The following is a 14,258-nucleotide window of genomic DNA, read 5'->3' as shown; positions in this document are numbered from 1 at the left end:
GTTCGGCCGCTCCGGCCAAGCAAAAGGCCCGCCTGTCGCAACAGGCGGGCCTCGCTGTGTTCGGTGGTCCGGCGGGGTCAGCGCTCCACGCGGGGGATGATCTGCGTCGAGTCGTCCTGCAGCTGCGCCTGCATGACCTGCGTGATGTCGTCCGCCTCTTCCTCGATCAGCGACTTCTTCTCCTTGCGCGCCTTGATCACCTCGATGATGATCGGCACGATCGACAGGAAGACGATGGCGAGCAGCGTGATCTCCAGGTTCTCCTTGATGAAGGAGACCTGGCCGAGGAAGTAGCCCAGGACCGTCAGACCCGCGGCCCACGCGACGCCGCCGATCGCGGAGTACGTGAAGTACTTCTTCGGGTCCATCTTGCCGACACCGGCCATCGCCGTGATGAACGTGCGGACGATCGGCACGAACCGGGCGAGGACGATGGCGCGCGCGCCGTACTTGTCGAAGAACTCCTGCGTCTTCTCGACGTACTCCTTCTTGAAGATCTTCGACTCCGGCTTGCTGAACAGCGCCGGACCGGCCTTCACGCCGATGTAGTAGCCGACGACGTTGCCGACGAACGCGCACACCGTCAGCAGCACGCAGACGAGCCAGAGCGGGGTGTCGATCGTGCCCGCCGCGACGAAGAGACCCGCCGTGAACAGCAGCGAGTCGCCCGGCAGGAAGAAACCGACGAGGAGCCCGCACTCCGCGAAGATGATGAGGCACAACCCGATGAGCATGTACGGGCCGAGCCCGTTCAGCAGAACGGTGGGGTCCAGCCAGTCAGGGCCCAATGCAATCGTCACGGCGACAACGGTACAGGTCAGCTCAGCGTGATCACTGCGGCCACCGTGCCCGCTGCCAGGCCCAACAACAACGCGAGCCCCAGGATCCACCACACCGGCATCGGCGAGAGGGGTTCATCGGCGATTGGGACATGCGCGACAAATCCGGCGTTCGTGCTGGTCGCCTGCGCCCTCAGCGCGTCGGTCACCAGTCGTTCCGGATCGTCCGCCATGCACCTAGTCCTTGACCCACTCGCCCCTGACCATCACGTCCCTCGGCTTCAATTCTGCATCCAGGACGACGATGTCCGCCGCACAACCCGGCTGAAGCTTGCCGGTGTCGAGGCCGAGGAGCTCGGCGCCTCGGGTCGACGTGGCGTACGCGGCCTCCACGAGCGTGAGCCCGCAGGAGTTGACGGCGTTGCGGAACGCCACGTCCATGGTGAGCGTGCTGCCGGCCAGCGCCGCGCCACCGGCCAGCGTCGGCACCCCGTCGACGACGCGCACCTCGAGGCCGCCGACGTCGTAGACGCCGTCACCGACACCGGCGGCCGCGATGGCGTCGGTGATCAGGATGGTGCGCTTCCGCCCGGCGTGCCGGGCGGCGAGCCGGACCGCGGTCGGGTGCAGGTGCACCAGGTCGCAGATGAGCTCGACGGTCACGCGGTCGTCGTCCAGCAGCGCGCCGATCGGGCCGGGCTCGCGGTGGTGCAGCGGGCGCATGCCGTTGAACAGGTGCGTCGCCACCGACGCGCCGGCGTCGACGGCTGGGCGGACCTGCGCCTCGGTCGCGTCGGTGTGGCCGATGGCGGCGATGACGTCGTTGTCCACGAGCTGGTGCACGGCTCGGACCGCGCCCTCCAGCTCCGGTGCGATGGTGATCATGCGGACGGTGCCCTTGCCCGCGTCGAGCAGCTTCGTCACGGAGGTCTGCTCCGGCGGGCACAGGATCGCCGGGTCGTGCGCGCCGCAGCGTGCGGCGGACAGGAACGGGCCCTCCAGGTGGATGCCCGCGACCACGCCCTCTTGGGTCAGCTCGGCCAGGGCGGACACCTGGTCGGCCAGCTCCGGCACCGGGCGCGAGACCAGCGAGGCCAGCAGGGTCGTGGTGCCGTGCCGGCGGTGCGCCGACGCGGCCTTGCGCACCTTGGCCGGATCGCTGCTGGTGAACGCGTCACCGCCACCGCCGTGGCAGTGGATGTCGACGAATCCGGGCACGAGGGTGCAGCCGCTGACGTCGGTCACCGGGCCTTCGGGCGCCACTCCGTCCCCGACCGCGGCGATCCTGCCGTCGCGAACGCTCACCCACCCGTTCTCGAGCACTCCACCAGGCGTGACGACCCGACCACCGGTCAGGATCACGTCGACCGGTCCACCCCACGTGCTCATCACGCCTCCAGCGTGTCGATGGCCAGCAGCGCCGCGCCGAGGAAGCCCGCCTCGTCGCCGAGCGCCGCGAGCCGAAGCTCCGGTCGGCGCTGGAAGGCGATCAGGCCGTCCAGCCTTTCCCGCAAGGGATCCACCAGCAGGTCTCCCGCCAGTGCGAGCCCACCGCCGAGCACGACGGCCTCCGGACCGAGCAGCGTCGCCAGCACCAGGATCCCCCTGGCGAGCGCGTCCACGGCCTCGTGCCACACGGCGACGGCGTCCTGCTCCCCGTCCCTCACCCTGAGTGCGACCTCAGCGGCTCCCTTGACGGGGGTGCCGGTACGCGCGGTGTACCGGCGGGCGATCGCCGCGGAGGACGCCACCGTCTCCACGCAGCCGATCTGGCCACAGGCGCACGGCACGCCGTGGCCGACGTCCACATGCCCGATCTCACCCGCGTAGCCCTCGCCGCTGTAGATCCTGCCGTCCAGCAGCAGCGCGCCGGCGATTCCGGTGCCGATCGGCATGATCACCGCGTTGCACAGGTCCTTGGCGGCACCCATGCGGCATTCGGCGAGGCCCGCGGCGCGCACGTCGTGGCCGAACGCGACGGGCACGCCCAGCCGTTCGGTCATGACCGCGCTGAACGGGAACTGGCTCCACGGCAGGTTCGTCGTGTACACCCCGACGCCGCTGGCCTCGTCCACGATGCCCGGCGCCACGATCCCCACGGCGTCGATCTCGTGCTCGGAGGCGTTGCGGAGCTCGTCGACGAGTTCGGCGATGACGTCGAGGAGGGGTGCCAGTTCGCCGGGCGTCGCCCGGCGCGCGTGCTTCTCCGCCGCCACCGACTCCGAGGTGCCGGAGACGAGCGCCGCCTTGGTTTCGGTGCCACCGATGTCGACGGCGACCACGTGTCTGCGTGCCACGGGAACTGATCCTGCGGCATGGGAGGCCTATTGGTCTATACCAAGTACCGATTTGGGCGCGTGGTCTTACTGGCTGAAACCGCCCGCATCGGGCAAAACGGCCTCAACTGGGGAAACGGTGAAGTTTGTTGCCTGGTCGGCTCAACCCGCCATGATCTTCTGCAGGGCGTCCAAGGCGCGGGAAGCCGTCGACTTCACGGTGCCCTTCGAGATGCCGGTGGCCTCGGCGATCTCCGCCTCGGACAGGTCGCCGTAGTAGCGCAGCACGAGCACCTCGCGCTGGCGCGGCGGAAGCTGCTGCAACGCCTTGACCACGGCCTGGTGCTCCGCCGTCAGCATCGCGAGGGACTCGGCCGAACGTGCGTTCGCCACGTGCGGCGGCGTGTAGTCGCGGGCCGTCTTGCGGCGGCGCAGCACGCTGCGGGAGCCATTGACCACGGCCGTGCGGAGGTAGCCGACGGCCGCCTGGGAGTCGCGCAGACCCTTCCAGTTGCGGTGCAGGCCGGTGAAGGCCTCCTGGACCACGTCCTCGGCCGTCGACGGCTCGTCGACGAGCAGCAGCGCGAGCCTGACCAGGCGCATGCGGTGCTGCTTGTACAGGTCTTCGAGCGTGAGGGGCCCTGTGGGAGGTCCTGCGACGCCGTCCTTGATTCGCAGGTTGGTCAGGGTGTCCTGCACGGTGCGCGGAGTTTCTTCGCCAACCACGATGTAGGACGGTACCGGTCAGCTTCACTACGGTGGTGGCATGGCCCGCTTTGCAGTGGAATTGGTGTTCGGCCCGGATCGCGAGAAGCGCCTCGCGGTGCGCCCCGAGCACCGCGAGTACATCACCTCTCTCGCCGAGAAGGGCGTGGTCCTCGCCTCAGGTCCGTACGCGGACGACACCGGCGCGTTGATCATCTACGAGGCGGCGGACGAAGCCGCGGTGAAGGAGATCATCGCCGCCGACCCCTACACGCCCGCGAACGTCGCCGAGTGGCGCATCCGAGAGTGGAACGCGCTGCTCGGCTCCTGGGTCAGGTGACGTCCGGGTTCGTGCCGGGCGTCCGACCGGCACGAACCCGCGGTCAACGACTGGCGGCCTGCCCGCCCGGCCCGACCAGGCCCGACGTGTCGCTCGCGGCCATCTGCCGGTCGGCGTCGGCCACCTCCTCGACCGCCTGGCGGTCCACGACCACCGGCGTGAACGCGCGGAAGTACTTCAGAACGCCGACCCAGCCGGGCACGTGGACCGCCTTCGCCCGCTTCTCGATGCCCCGGACCACGGCCCTGCCGACGTTGCGGACGGGGTACTTCTTGCCGGCGACGCCCGGCATGCCCTGCCGCAGCTTGCCGAAGACGGGGTGCTCGTCGGCGCTGTTGACCATGTCCGTGGAGATCCACGAGAAGTACGCCGTGCCGACGTCCACGCCCAGGTGCCTGATTTCGGCCCGGAGGCTGTCCGCAAACGCTTCGCAGCCCGCCTTCGCCGCCGAGTAGGCCGCGTTGCCGGGGATGTGGACGATCGCCGCGAGCGACGAGACGACCAGGCAGTAGCCGCGGCTGCGGATCAGGTGCGGCAGCGCCGTGCGGACCGTGCGCCACACGCCGAGCAGGTTGACCTCGATGACGCGTTCGAACGCTTTCGGGTCCATCGAGCGCACGAAACCGGTGGCCGCGATGCCCGCGTTCGCCACCACGACGTCGATGCCGCCGAAGTGGCCCACGACCTCGTTCATGACGCGGTCGAGCGCGTCCCAGTCGGTGACATCGACTTCCCACGCCTTGCCGCCGGTTTCGCGCGCGACCTCTTCGAGCTGGGCTTTCTCCAGCCCGACGAGCGCGAGGCGAGCCCCGCGCGTGGCCAGTTGCCTCGCCACCTCGGCGCCGATGCCCCTGGCCGCGCCGGTGATCACTACCACCTTGCCCGTGACGTCCATGCTCGTCACGGTAACGCAACCTACTCCCGGTAAGCTACTGGCAAGTTAAATTGCGCTCAGGCGGTCCACCTCGGCCTGGGTGAGTTCCAGCGTCAGCACTGGCAGCAGGTCGTTGAGCTGCTCCAACGTCCGGGCGGACGCGATCGGCGCGGCCACCGTCGGCTGCTGGGCGAGCCAGGCGAGGGCGACCGCCGCGACCGTGGTCCCGTGCGTCTCGGCCAGCTCGTCGAGCACTTCGAGCACCTGCAGACCGTGCTCGTCGAGGTACTTAGAGGCCGCGCCCGCCCGTGCGCTCCGCACCTCGACGCCCGGCCGGTACTTGCCGGTCAGGAAGCCCTTGGCGAGCGACCAGTACGGCACGGTCGCCAGGTCGTGCCTCGCGACGGCGTCCTGCAGCTCACCCTCGAACTCGTCGCGGCTGACCAGGTTGTACTCGGGCTGCAGCGCCACGAACTTCGCGAAGCCCTCGCGTTCCTGGATCTCCAGCGCCTTCTCCAGCCGTTCGGCGGAGAAGTTGGACGCCGCGAGGTAGCGGACCTTGCCGTCGCGGACGAGCTGGTCGTAGGCGGCCAGCGTCTCCTCCAGCGGCGTGTTCGGGTCGTCGAGGTGGTTGTAGTAGAGGTCGATGTGGTCCACGCCGAGCCGCTTCAGCGATCGTTCCGCGGCGGTCAGCACGGTGTCGCGCTTCTGGTTGTTGAAGCCGGCGAGCATGCCGACCTTCGTGGCCACCACGATCCGGTCGCGGTCGCCGCGCCCGGCCAGCCACCTGCCGATGATCGTCTCCGACTCGCCGCCGGAGTTGCCCTCGCCCCAGGCCGAGTACACGTCGGCGGTGTCGAGGAAGTTCCCGCCCGCCGCGGTGTAGGCGTCGAGCACCGCGAACGACTGGTCCTCGTCCGCGGTCCAGCCGAACACGTTGCCGCCCAGGCAAAGTCGGGACACGGTCAGCTCGGTGGTGCTCAAGATCGGCATACTGCGAAAGGTAGTCCGCCACGACGATTGGGGTTCGGATGCTGGGAACGTTCGGAGTCTGGGGTTCGCACTACGAGTGGGCCGGGAAGCTCGGCGAGGTCGCGGAGCTCGAAGCACTCGGCTACGGCACGTTCTGGATCGGCGGCTCGCCGGACGTCGCCCTGGTGGGGCAGGCGCTGGACGCCACGAAGTCGATCACCATCGCCACCGGCATCGTCAACGTCTGGCAGACCGAGCCGGAAGCGGTCGCCGCCGAGTTCCACCGCCTCGCGAGCGACAGGTTCCTGCTCGGCGTCGGTGTCGGCCACCGGCAGCTCGACCAGGCCTACGAGAAGCCCTACGACAAGCTCGTGTCCTACCTCGACCGGCTCGACGTGCCGGCCGACCGGCTGGTGCTCGCCGCCCTCGGCCCGAAGGTGCTGGAGCTCGCCGCCGACCGGACCGCGGGTGCCCACCCGTACCTGGTGCCGGTCGAGCACACCGCCGAGGCGCGCAAGGCGCTCGGTGACAAGCTCCTCGCGCCCGAGGTGACCGTCGTCGTCGAAGAGGATCCGGACGCCGCGCGGGCCATCGCGCGCGAGAAGCTGGCGATCTACTTCACGCTCACCAACTACGTGAACAACTGGCGGCGGTACGGGTTCTCCGAGGAGGACGTCCAGGGATCGGACCGCCTGCTGGACGCCCTGGTCGCGCACGGCAGCCCGGACCAGGTGGCCGCGAAGCTGCGGGCGCACGTCGACGCGGGTGCCGACCACGTGGCCGTCCAGTCGCTGAACGGCCACTACGCGGAACTGGCGTCGGCCCTCGGGCTCAGTCGCTGATCTCGACGCCCTTCCAGAACGCCACGCGGCCCTTGATCTGCGCCGCGGCCTCCTTGGGCTCGGCGTAGTACCAGGCCGCGTTGGTGTTCTCGGCGCCGTCGACCTGCAACGAGTAGTAGTTCGCATCGCCCTTCCACGGGCAGTGCGAGGTGTGGTCGGTCGGCTTCAGGACGTCCGGATCGACGGACTCCAGGGGGAAGTAGTGGTTGCCCTCGACGACGACCGTGTCGTCGCTCGAAGCGATGATCTTGCCGTTCCACTGAGCGGTTGCCATGTCATCCAGTGTCCCCCTACCGGCGGGTAGCGCAGACCGGCTGGTCAACTGGTACTTGATCGATCACTGTGTGATGGCGGCCACCGAGTTGGCCCCGTGACACACCCTCGTAGGATGCGGGTCGACACCCGTTCAGGGCGCCTGAGGAGGACCACCGATGCCCATCGCAACTCCCGAGGTCTACGCGGAGATGCTGGACCGGGCCAAGGCGAACGAGTTCGCCTACCCCGCCATCAACGTCACGTCGTCGGAGACGCTCAACGCGGCTCTGCGCGGCTTCGCCGAGGCTGAGAGCGACGGCATCATCCAGGTCTCGACCGGCGGTGCCGAGTTCGCCTCGGGCACCAAGGTCAAGGACATGGTGACCGGCGCCGTGGCGCTCGCGGAGTTCGCGCACGTCGTCGCCGCGAAGTACCCGGTCAACATCGCGCTGCACACCGACCACTGCCCGAAGGACAAGCTCGACGGGTACGTGCGTCCGCTGATCGCGATCAGCCAGGAGCGGGTGGACAAGGGCGGCAACCCGCTCTTCCAGTCGCACATGTGGGACGGCTCGGCCGTCGCGCTGGACGAGAACCTCCAGATCGCGAGCGAGCTGCTCGACCTGTCCGCCAAGGCGAAGCTCGTCCTCGAGATCGAGGTCGGCGTCGTCGGTGGCGAGGAGGACGGCGTCGACAACGAGATCAACGACAAGCTCTACACGACGCCCGAGGACTACCTGAAGACCGTCGAGGCGCTCGGCGCGGGCGAGAAGGGCCGCTACCTGCTCGCCGCGACCTTCGGCAACGTGCACGGCGTCTACAAGCCGGGCAACGTCAAGCTGCGCCCGGAGATCCTCAAGCAGGGTCAGGACGTCGTGGCGGAGAAGCTCGGCCTCGCGGCCGGCTCGAAGCCGTTCGACCTGGTCTTCCACGGCGGCTCCGGCTCGCTGCTCGAGGAGATCCACGAGGCCGTGTCGTACGGCGTCATCAAGATGAACATCGACACGGACACGCAGTACGCGTTCACCCGTCCGATCGCCGCGCACATGTTCTCGAACTACGACGGTGTGCTGAAGATCGACGGCGAGGTCGGCAACAAGAAGGCCTACGACCCGCGCAGCTACCTCAAGGCCGCTGAGCAGGCCATGGCCGCCCGCATCGCCTCGGCGTGCGAGCACCTCAAGTCGTCGGGCCGCATGATCGCGGGCTGACACAGGTCGTGAGGAAGGGCCCCCGGCGTCGCGCCGGGGGCCCTTCGCCTTGTCAGCGGAACACCTCGACGTGGCGGGCGACCCAGTCGGCGAACGTGCGCGGGGCGCGGCCGAGGACCTTTTCGACGTCCGGGCTCACCGCCACCTCGTCCGGGGTGGGCGAGCCCAGGATGTCCAGGGTGTCGTCGGCGAGCTCGCCCGGCATCAGCTGTTCCATGCCCGCCTTCGCCTCGGCGCGGGTGAGCTCGTGGAACCGCACCGGTTCGCCGAGCGCGTCCGCGATGGCCTCCGCCTGCTGCCGCGGCGTGATCACCTCCGGCCCGGTGAGCTCCAGGACGCCGTTCCTGTCGCTCAGCAGGGCGGTGGCCGCGACCTCGGCGATGTCCGCCGGGTCGATGATCGGCAGGCCGGTGTCCCCGAACGGTGCCGCGACGGTCCGCTGGGCGCGCACGGTCTCGGCCCACCACAGCGCGTTGGACGCGAACCCGCCCGGTCGCAGCACCGCCCAGTCGAGGCCGGACTCGCGCAGCACGTCCTCCAGCCCGCGCAGTTCGATCCGCGTCGTGCCGAACGGCCTGGTCCGCACGCCCAGCGAAGACAGCAGCACCACCCGGCCCACCCCGTGGGCAGCGGCCCGTCCGATCAGCTCGGAAGGGCTGGCACCGACGGCGTGCAGGTCGCCGGACAGCAGCAGGAACAACGCCTTCGCGCCCGTCAGGTCGAGGCTCGCCGGATCGGAGAGGTCCGCCACCTGGTGCCGCACGCCGTCCGGCACCTCCGCGGGGGTGCGCGACACGGCCACCACCTGCTCGCCCGCGTCGTTCAGCGCCTTCGTGAGGGGTCGCCCGATGTTCCCGGTCGCCCCGGTCACCACGATCATGTCCAGCTCCTTCGTCGTTTGGTGGAGGCGACGCTAGGAACCGGGCTTACTTTTCGTAAGGACGTACCTGGAGGTAAGCTCCGGACGTGGAGGTCGGAAAACAGTTCACGCTGGCCGGTCCGACGGGGCGCTATGAGGTGTTTCACACCACGTGTCCCGCGCGCGAGATGGTCGACCACGTCACCAGCCGGTGGGGCATCTGGGTGCTGATCTCCCTGCAGACCAACGACCTCAGGTTCTTCGAGCTGCGCGAGAGCATCGTCGGCATCAGCGAGAAGATGCTGTCCCAGACGTTGCGCGGGCTGGTCGCCGACGGCCTGGTCTGGCGCAGGGTGGAGCCGACGACCCCGCCCCAGGTCACCTACGGGTTGACCGAGTTCGGGCGGGACGTCGGCGAGCCGCTGGCCGACCTGTTCGGCCGGATCACGGCGAGGTTGTCAGCCCAGCTCGAGGCGTGACGCGAGCAGCCGGGCTTCCGGCCGGCGGACCACCACGTCCCCGACCGTCCACAGCACCGCGAGCAGCACGGCCGTGACCGCCGCCGACGCGAACGCGATCGGCGGGCCCCACAGGTACTCCTGCTGGAACCAGATGCCGACGTAGCCCGCGGTCGTGACGGTCGCGGAGCCGAGCACCGCCTTCGCGGGCGTCGGCATGTCGAGCACGTGCGCCGCGTCGATCGCGAGCCCGACGAGCACCAGGAACAGCGGCACTGCGGACTTCGGGAAGTCGATCCCGGCGAGCAACGGCCAGATCAGGCACCGGTACACGACGTACCCGCCCGCGACGGCCGTGGCCGCCCACGGCTTCGCGATCGTCCGGCGCGCGATGACCAGCACGATCGCCGCCGCCACGAGCCCCCAGACCGGGTAGACCCAGTCCGCGATGGGCAGCGCGAAGTTCACGACCGCCTCGCGCCCGACCGGGACGCCGAGCTGGTCCGCGGCGAACTGCAGCAGGATGGGCTCGGCCTCGGGCCGGCCGCTGTCGTAGGCCTGCAACGCCCGCACGCCGTACTCCTGGTGCTGGTTGGGGAACCAGACGTTCTCCAGGAAGAAGAACCACAGCGCGACGAGCCCGAACGTCCGTGCGCCGCCCTCGGGGAAGTACTTCATCCACCCGCGGATCGCGCCGGCGAGCATCACCGCCGTGCCGAGGTAGAGCAGCGCGTGCGACCCGCTCCAGCTCGTGATGTCGAGGCCGTTGATCCGGTGGTTGATGATGTCGATCGGCAGGGCGACGAGGAAGATCCCGCAGCCGACCTGCATCAACCGGATCGTCAGCTTGTCGCCGCCGTACCCGGTGAACGTGTGGAACAACGTCAGCCCGACCACGATGACGGTGCCGACCGTGTTGATCAGGTGCGGCGGCGCGAGGTCGTCGCGCAGCCACTTGAAGTGCCACGAGACGTCCCACGACGACCCGATCAACTTGAGCAGGAGACCGACGAGCCACAGCTGGTAGAGCTGCTTCGTGAGTGCCGCCGGTGTCTCCCTGCCGGGCTCGCCCCGCTCCCAGTACTGGTCGCGGAACTGCCTAACCCCCTGAACCATCCGCACATCATGAGCGCCGCCCCTGCCCCCAGGTAGGCGGAACGGCCCTGGTTTTACCCTGATGTTTCCAATTCGTGTGCACGATGGAGTGAACGAAGTTGAACTTCGGCGGGCGGGCTCGGCAAGGTGCACGGCCATGAGCTCTGACGCGACCGACAGCTACAAGGCCACCACGAAGCAGCGGATCATCGCCGGGGTGCTCGTCACCGTGCTGATGCTGGCCGTTGTGGCCACCGTCATGAGGATGTTCGTCTAGCCCGGTTCGGCGGATGCGGCACGATGGGCCGCATGGTTGAGAACCTCCTCGGGCCCGAGCCGACTCGTCTTCCCGAACGCCCTGAGGCGCAGTCCGCCGCTGATGGTGGCACCGATCCCGCCAAGATCGTCCGGGCTTACCCGGACTTCTCCGAGGCCTGGGCGCTGCTGGCCGAGCGCGCTCTGCACGCCGGGGACCCCGTTGCCGCCTACGCCTACGCCCGCACCGGGTACCACCGCGGGCTCGACCAGCTGCGCCGGTCCGGGTGGAAGGGCTTCGGGCCCGTGCCGTGGAGCCACCGGCCGAACCAGGGCTTCCTCCGGGCGCTCGCCGCGCTGGCGCTGGCCGCCCGCGAGATCGGGGAGGACGAGGAGTGGGACCGCTGCTCCAAGTTCCTCGCCGACTCGGACCCCGAGGCGCCGGCCGCGCTCGGGCTGGTCTGATCCGACGCCCCGACCTCGCGGTGTGAGGTTGATTGCCCTTGGGCAAGGAAATGCCTTGCTGCAGGTTGTGACTGGTGGCCGTTGGTTCGAGACTGGCGGCGGGCACGGCGGACAGCGGGCGGGGTGAGTGGTGGGCGCGGTTGCGGATGCGGTCAGGCGCGGGCTTGGCCGCTGGCGCGGGGCCGCGCTGCCGATCGTCCAAAGTGCCCTGTCCGCCGGCCTTGCCTGGTCGGTGGCGACCCTGGTCATCGGCCACCAGCACCCGTTCTTCGCGCCCATCGCCGCCGTCGTCTGCCTCGGCGTCTCGCTGGGGCAGCGGTTGCGGCGCGTCGGTGAGCTCGTCGTCGGTGTCTCGGTCGGTGTCGGGGTCGGCGACGCGCTGATCAGCTGGATCGGCAGCGGTCCCTGGCAGATCGCACTGGTCGTCGGGCTGGCGATGTCGGCCGCCGTGCTGCTCGACGGCGGGTCCGTGATCGCGTTGCAGGCCGGGAGCAGCGCCGTGCTCGTCGCGACGTTGCTGCCGCCCAGTGCCGGTGGCGGGTTCGACCGGATGATCGACGCGCTGACCGGCGGCCTGGTCGGGCTGGCCGTGGCCGCGCTCATCCCGGCGAACCCGGTGACGGTGGCGCAGCGGCAGTTGAAGGTGCTCACGAACACGCTCAGCGGGGCGTTGCGCGACCTCGCGGCGGCCCTCGACTCGAAGGACTCGGTCAAGGCTGCCGGAGTGCTCGCCGAGCTGCGGACCAGCCAGACGACCATCGACGACTACAAGTCCGCGTTGCAGACCGGGAGCGAGATCGCCCGGATCGCGCCCATCAGGTGGCGGTCCAAGGACGAGCTCAAGCGGTACCAGACGGCGGCCGGGCCGGTGGACTACGCGATCCGGAACACGCGGGTGCTCGCGCGGCGGGCGATGGCGGCGTTGAAGGCCGACGAACCCATTCCGGACGGGGTGCCGGACGTGCTCAAGGACTACGCGGACGCCGTGGACTGCCTGAAGGGCGAGCTGGAGAAGGGCCAGGAGCCGAAGCTGACGCGGGAAGCCGTGCGGGACGCCGCGCGGGTGCTCACCGCGCGGCGTCTCGGCGGGGACGGGTTCTCGTCCAAGGTCGTGCTGGCGCAGATCCGCAGTGTCGCGGTGGACCTGCTGCAGGCGACGGGCCTGAACCGGAGCGAGGCGATGGAGGCGTTGCCGCCCCTCAGCCCTCCGGCCGATGCAAAAGCCCGTGCAGAAGAGAGTGCACCTGTTCGTGATCACGAGGATCGGCCAGGACGCACGAACCACCCGTGATCGCGTACCACTCGTCCGCGCCTTCGTAGCGGACCTGGGCGAGGAGCTTTCCGTCGTCGGAGAGTTCCGTGCGCAATTCCAGGTCACCCGTGACGACGCCGACCTCGTCGGTCATCACGCCGCCGGGTCCCGCTGCGAAAAGCGAGGAGAGTGGCGTCATCAGCACCTTCCGAGCATGCTCGTCAATTCTGTCTTCTCGGCCGAGTTCACGCTTAGGCTGTACTTCGCTTTCACGTGTACCCACATCTTGGCGTACGTGCACCAGTAGGACGTCACCGGCGGCTTCCAGGTGGCCGGGGTCTGGTCGCCCTTGGCCTGGTTCACGTTGTCGGTCACCGCGATCAGCTGCGGGTAGTCGGTGTCGTTCGCGAACGCCTGGCGACGGGCCGTGGTCCAGGACGCCGCTCCGGACCTCCAGGCGGCCGCCAGGGGGACGACGTGGTCGATGTCCACGTCCGAGGCCGCGGACCACGTCGCGCCGTCGTAGGGCGAGAACCACCTGCCCGACGTGGCGGCACAACTGGAGTCGGTCACCACGTTGGTGCCGTCCCGCTTCAGAACGGCCTCCCGAGTGTTGCAGGTGCCGGACTGGGTCACCCAGTGAGGGAACTTGTCGCGTGAATAGCCCGTCATCGAGCCGTCCGCGCGCACGGTGAGACCGGCCAATTCGGACTTGGCCGTGGCAGCGGTGGGGATGTTCGGCGGTGTCGCGAGTGCAGGGGAAACAAAACCAAAGGTGAGAGCCGCTGTGGCAACTAGAACACCAATGGTTCGGTTAACTTTTGACATCGTCCCGACCTTCCTCGTGGAAAGTGATCGGGACCTACCCTCAGTCACATTATGAAATTAGGCAATGCCTTCGAGTGACACTCAAGTGAATGACAGGTACATGACTAGAGCCCTCGGACGAGCCTCAAGTCCTCGGTGTGGCGGTACCAGGTCCACTTGTCGACCGGTCGCGGGTGCTTGTGACCGTCCAGGACCGCCGTCGTGGGCAGGCAGCCGAGCTGGAACGCGCGCGGGCGGCTCACCCGGACCTTGGAGCCGAAGAAGCGCTTGTTGACGATCCGGATCTGCAGGCCGAGGCCGCCGTCCGGGTCCGGCGTGCACTCGATCCGCGAGGCCTGGCCGCGCAGCACGTTGTCCGCGTCGCTGTAGCCGACGCCCCGGACGGGTGCCAACACGCCGAGACCCATCAGGACTCCGCCGACGTCGTCGCGGACGAGCGGGACGGGATCTACGTCACCGTTCAGGGCGATGTCGAGGGCCCGCGCGGGGTCGGTCGAAAGCCCCCAGAGAGAGGCGACGGACGAATCGGCGAGGGGCACGTAACCCAGTGCCACCGAGCCCAGCTTCTCCTTGCGCAGCAACCGCAGCGCGACCGCGGCGAGGTCGGCGTCGGTGCCCGCCACGACCAGCCGTTCGGCGTCCAGATGTGGATCTACGTGGTCCTTGCCGGGCCTCGCCGGGACGACGTGGACGTCGTCACGTTGAGCGATCATTGGCAACTGCGCGTTTCCGCAGGCCAACACGATTCCGCGCACGGTCATCTCCTGGTCTACCCTCACTTACCGGCATTCG

At 69.1% G+C, this 14,258-nt stretch carries 18 protein-coding genes; 6 read left to right on the top strand and 12 right to left on the bottom strand.

Going from position 1 to position 14,258, the window contains the following annotated elements:
* Positions 1–77: 77 nt before the first annotated feature.
* The 5 genes from ORI60_RS08060 to ORI60_RS08040 form a co-directional block, all read right to left on the bottom strand.
* Positions 78–800, bottom strand: a complete 723-nt coding sequence (locus ORI60_RS08060; protein ID WP_266035905.1) for a DedA family protein — start codon at positions 798–800, stop codon at positions 78–80.
* Between the two features lie 17 nt (positions 801–817).
* Complete coding sequence (locus ORI60_RS08055; protein WP_266035903.1) at positions 818–1,012, bottom strand: hypothetical protein; 195 nt, start codon at positions 1,010–1,012, stop codon at positions 818–820.
* 4 nt (positions 1,013–1,016) lie between these two features.
* Entirely contained in the window at positions 1,017–2,168 is a 1,152-nt protein-coding gene (gene nagA / locus ORI60_RS08050; RefSeq protein WP_266035901.1) for an N-acetylglucosamine-6-phosphate deacetylase, read from the bottom strand.
* Positions 2,168–3,076, bottom strand: a complete 909-nt coding sequence (locus ORI60_RS08045; protein ID WP_266035899.1) for an ROK family protein — start codon at positions 3,074–3,076, stop codon at positions 2,168–2,170. The genes nagA and ORI60_RS08045 overlap by 1 nt, the downstream gene beginning before the upstream one ends.
* Positions 3,077–3,217: 141 nt before the next feature.
* Positions 3,218–3,781 (bottom strand): SigE family RNA polymerase sigma factor, encoded by a 564-nt coding sequence (locus ORI60_RS08040; protein ID WP_030477748.1) that lies wholly within the window; start codon positions 3,779–3,781, stop codon positions 3,218–3,220.
* Between the two features lie 40 nt (positions 3,782–3,821).
* On the opposite strand from ORI60_RS08040, the gene ORI60_RS08035 reads away from it, so the two are divergent.
* Positions 3,822–4,100, top strand: coding sequence for a YciI family protein (locus ORI60_RS08035; RefSeq protein WP_266035896.1), 279 nt, complete (start codon positions 3,822–3,824; stop codon positions 4,098–4,100).
* A 43-nt stretch (positions 4,101–4,143) separates the two neighbouring features.
* On the opposite strand, the gene ORI60_RS08030 is transcribed toward ORI60_RS08035, so the two are convergent.
* Positions 4,144–4,995 carry an SDR family oxidoreductase gene (locus ORI60_RS08030; protein ID WP_266035894.1) on the bottom strand — a complete coding sequence of 284 codons (852 nt, stop codon included), beginning with the start codon at positions 4,993–4,995 and terminating at the stop codon, positions 4,144–4,146.
* A 45-nt stretch (positions 4,996–5,040) separates the two neighbouring features.
* Entirely contained in the window at positions 5,041–5,967 is a 927-nt protein-coding gene (locus tag ORI60_RS08025) for an aldo/keto reductase (RefSeq protein ID WP_266035892.1), read from the bottom strand.
* Between the two features lie 38 nt (positions 5,968–6,005).
* Between ORI60_RS08025 and ORI60_RS08020 the strand changes: the two genes are divergently transcribed.
* On the top strand, positions 6,006–6,788 hold the full coding sequence (locus tag ORI60_RS08020; RefSeq protein ID WP_266035890.1) for an LLM class F420-dependent oxidoreductase: 783 nt from the start codon (positions 6,006–6,008) through the stop codon (positions 6,786–6,788).
* Here the strand turns inward: ORI60_RS08020 and ORI60_RS08015 are convergent.
* Positions 6,778–7,062 carry a DUF427 domain-containing protein gene (locus tag ORI60_RS08015; protein ID WP_266035888.1) on the bottom strand — a complete coding sequence of 95 codons (285 nt, stop codon included), beginning with the start codon at positions 7,060–7,062 and terminating at the stop codon, positions 6,778–6,780. The two genes, ORI60_RS08020 and ORI60_RS08015, sit on opposite strands and share 11 nt — an antisense overlap.
* 157 nt (positions 7,063–7,219) lie before the next feature.
* Here ORI60_RS08015 and fbaA point away from each other — a divergent pair, with 157 nt between their 5' ends.
* Positions 7,220–8,254 carry a class II fructose-bisphosphate aldolase gene (fbaA, locus tag ORI60_RS08010; RefSeq protein WP_266035886.1) on the top strand — a complete coding sequence of 345 codons (1,035 nt, stop codon included), beginning with the start codon at positions 7,220–7,222 and terminating at the stop codon, positions 8,252–8,254.
* A gap of 52 nt (positions 8,255–8,306) precedes the next feature.
* Here fbaA and ORI60_RS08005 read toward each other — a convergent pair whose 3' ends face one another.
* Positions 8,307–9,134, bottom strand: coding sequence for an SDR family oxidoreductase (locus tag ORI60_RS08005; RefSeq protein ID WP_266035884.1), 828 nt, complete (start codon positions 9,132–9,134; stop codon positions 8,307–8,309).
* 86 nt (positions 9,135–9,220) lie between these two features.
* Here ORI60_RS08005 and ORI60_RS08000 point away from each other — a divergent pair, with 86 nt between their 5' ends.
* On the top strand, positions 9,221–9,592 hold the full coding sequence (locus ORI60_RS08000; protein WP_266035882.1) for a winged helix-turn-helix transcriptional regulator: 372 nt from the start codon (positions 9,221–9,223) through the stop codon (positions 9,590–9,592).
* Here the strand turns inward: ORI60_RS08000 and ORI60_RS07995 are convergent.
* On the bottom strand, positions 9,572–10,687 hold the full coding sequence (locus ORI60_RS07995) for a hypothetical protein (protein ID WP_266035880.1): 1,116 nt from the start codon (positions 10,685–10,687) through the stop codon (positions 9,572–9,574). The two genes, ORI60_RS08000 and ORI60_RS07995, sit on opposite strands and share 21 nt — an antisense overlap.
* Positions 10,688–10,975: 288 nt before the next feature.
* Here ORI60_RS07995 and ORI60_RS07990 point away from each other — a divergent pair, with 288 nt between their 5' ends.
* Positions 10,976–11,386, top strand: a complete 411-nt coding sequence (locus ORI60_RS07990; RefSeq protein WP_266035878.1) for a DUF3151 domain-containing protein — start codon at positions 10,976–10,978, stop codon at positions 11,384–11,386.
* A 130-nt stretch (positions 11,387–11,516) separates the two neighbouring features.
* Positions 11,517–12,677: an FUSC family protein gene (locus tag ORI60_RS07985; RefSeq protein WP_266035876.1), complete on the top strand. Its 1,161-nt coding sequence runs from the start codon at positions 11,517–11,519 to the stop codon at positions 12,675–12,677.
* 159 nt (positions 12,678–12,836) lie between these two features.
* Here ORI60_RS07985 and ORI60_RS07980 read toward each other — a convergent pair whose 3' ends face one another.
* Together ORI60_RS07980 and ORI60_RS07975 are read right to left on the bottom strand one after the other, a co-directional pair.
* A complete protein-coding gene (locus tag ORI60_RS07980; protein ID WP_266035874.1) occupies positions 12,837–13,466 on the bottom strand; it encodes an HNH endonuclease family protein in 630 nt (209 codons plus the stop codon).
* 104 nt (positions 13,467–13,570) lie between these two features.
* On the bottom strand, positions 13,571–14,179 hold the full coding sequence (locus tag ORI60_RS07975; protein ID WP_266035872.1) for a hypothetical protein: 609 nt from the start codon (positions 14,177–14,179) through the stop codon (positions 13,571–13,573).
* Between the last annotated feature and the right edge of the window lie 79 nt (positions 14,180–14,258).

Source organism: Lentzea sp. NEAU-D7, assembly GCF_026242055.1.
GTDB lineage: Bacteria > Actinomycetota > Actinomycetes > Mycobacteriales > Pseudonocardiaceae > Lentzea.
The sequence above is the reverse complement of the archived record's forward strand: the minus strand, read 5'-3'. Positions and strand labels throughout refer to the sequence as shown.

Excerpts from the sequence above, each read along its gene's own strand:
- ORI60_RS07995 (WP_266035880.1), bottom strand. The coding sequence starts at position 10,687 with ATGGTTCAGGGGGTTAGGCAGTTCCGCGACCAGTACTGGGAGCGGGGC.
- ORI60_RS08005 (WP_266035884.1), bottom strand. The coding sequence starts at position 9,134 with ATGATCGTGGTGACCGGGGCGACCGGGAACATCGGGCGACCCCTCACG.
- fbaA (WP_266035886.1), top strand. The coding sequence starts at position 7,220 with ATGCCCATCGCAACTCCCGAGGTCTACGCGGAGATGCTGGACCGGGCC.
- ORI60_RS07990 (WP_266035878.1), top strand. The coding sequence starts at position 10,976 with ATGGTTGAGAACCTCCTCGGGCCCGAGCCGACTCGTCTTCCCGAACGC.
- ORI60_RS08030 (WP_266035894.1), bottom strand. The coding sequence starts at position 4,995 with ATGGACGTCACGGGCAAGGTGGTAGTGATCACCGGCGCGGCCAGGGGC.
- ORI60_RS07980 (WP_266035874.1), bottom strand. The coding sequence starts at position 13,466 with ATGTCAAAAGTTAACCGAACCATTGGTGTTCTAGTTGCCACAGCGGCT.
- ORI60_RS08015 (WP_266035888.1), bottom strand. The coding sequence starts at position 7,062 with ATGGCAACCGCTCAGTGGAACGGCAAGATCATCGCTTCGAGCGACGAC.
- ORI60_RS07975 (WP_266035872.1), bottom strand. The coding sequence starts at position 14,179 with ATGATCGCTCAACGTGACGACGTCCACGTCGTCCCGGCGAGGCCCGGC.
- ORI60_RS08035 (WP_266035896.1), top strand. The coding sequence starts at position 3,822 with ATGGCCCGCTTTGCAGTGGAATTGGTGTTCGGCCCGGATCGCGAGAAG.
- ORI60_RS08055 (WP_266035903.1), bottom strand. The coding sequence starts at position 1,012 with ATGGCGGACGATCCGGAACGACTGGTGACCGACGCGCTGAGGGCGCAG.
- nagA (WP_266035901.1), bottom strand. The coding sequence starts at position 2,168 with ATGAGCACGTGGGGTGGACCGGTCGACGTGATCCTGACCGGTGGTCGG.
- ORI60_RS08020 (WP_266035890.1), top strand. The coding sequence starts at position 6,006 with ATGCTGGGAACGTTCGGAGTCTGGGGTTCGCACTACGAGTGGGCCGGG.
- ORI60_RS08025 (WP_266035892.1), bottom strand. The coding sequence starts at position 5,967 with ATGCCGATCTTGAGCACCACCGAGCTGACCGTGTCCCGACTTTGCCTG.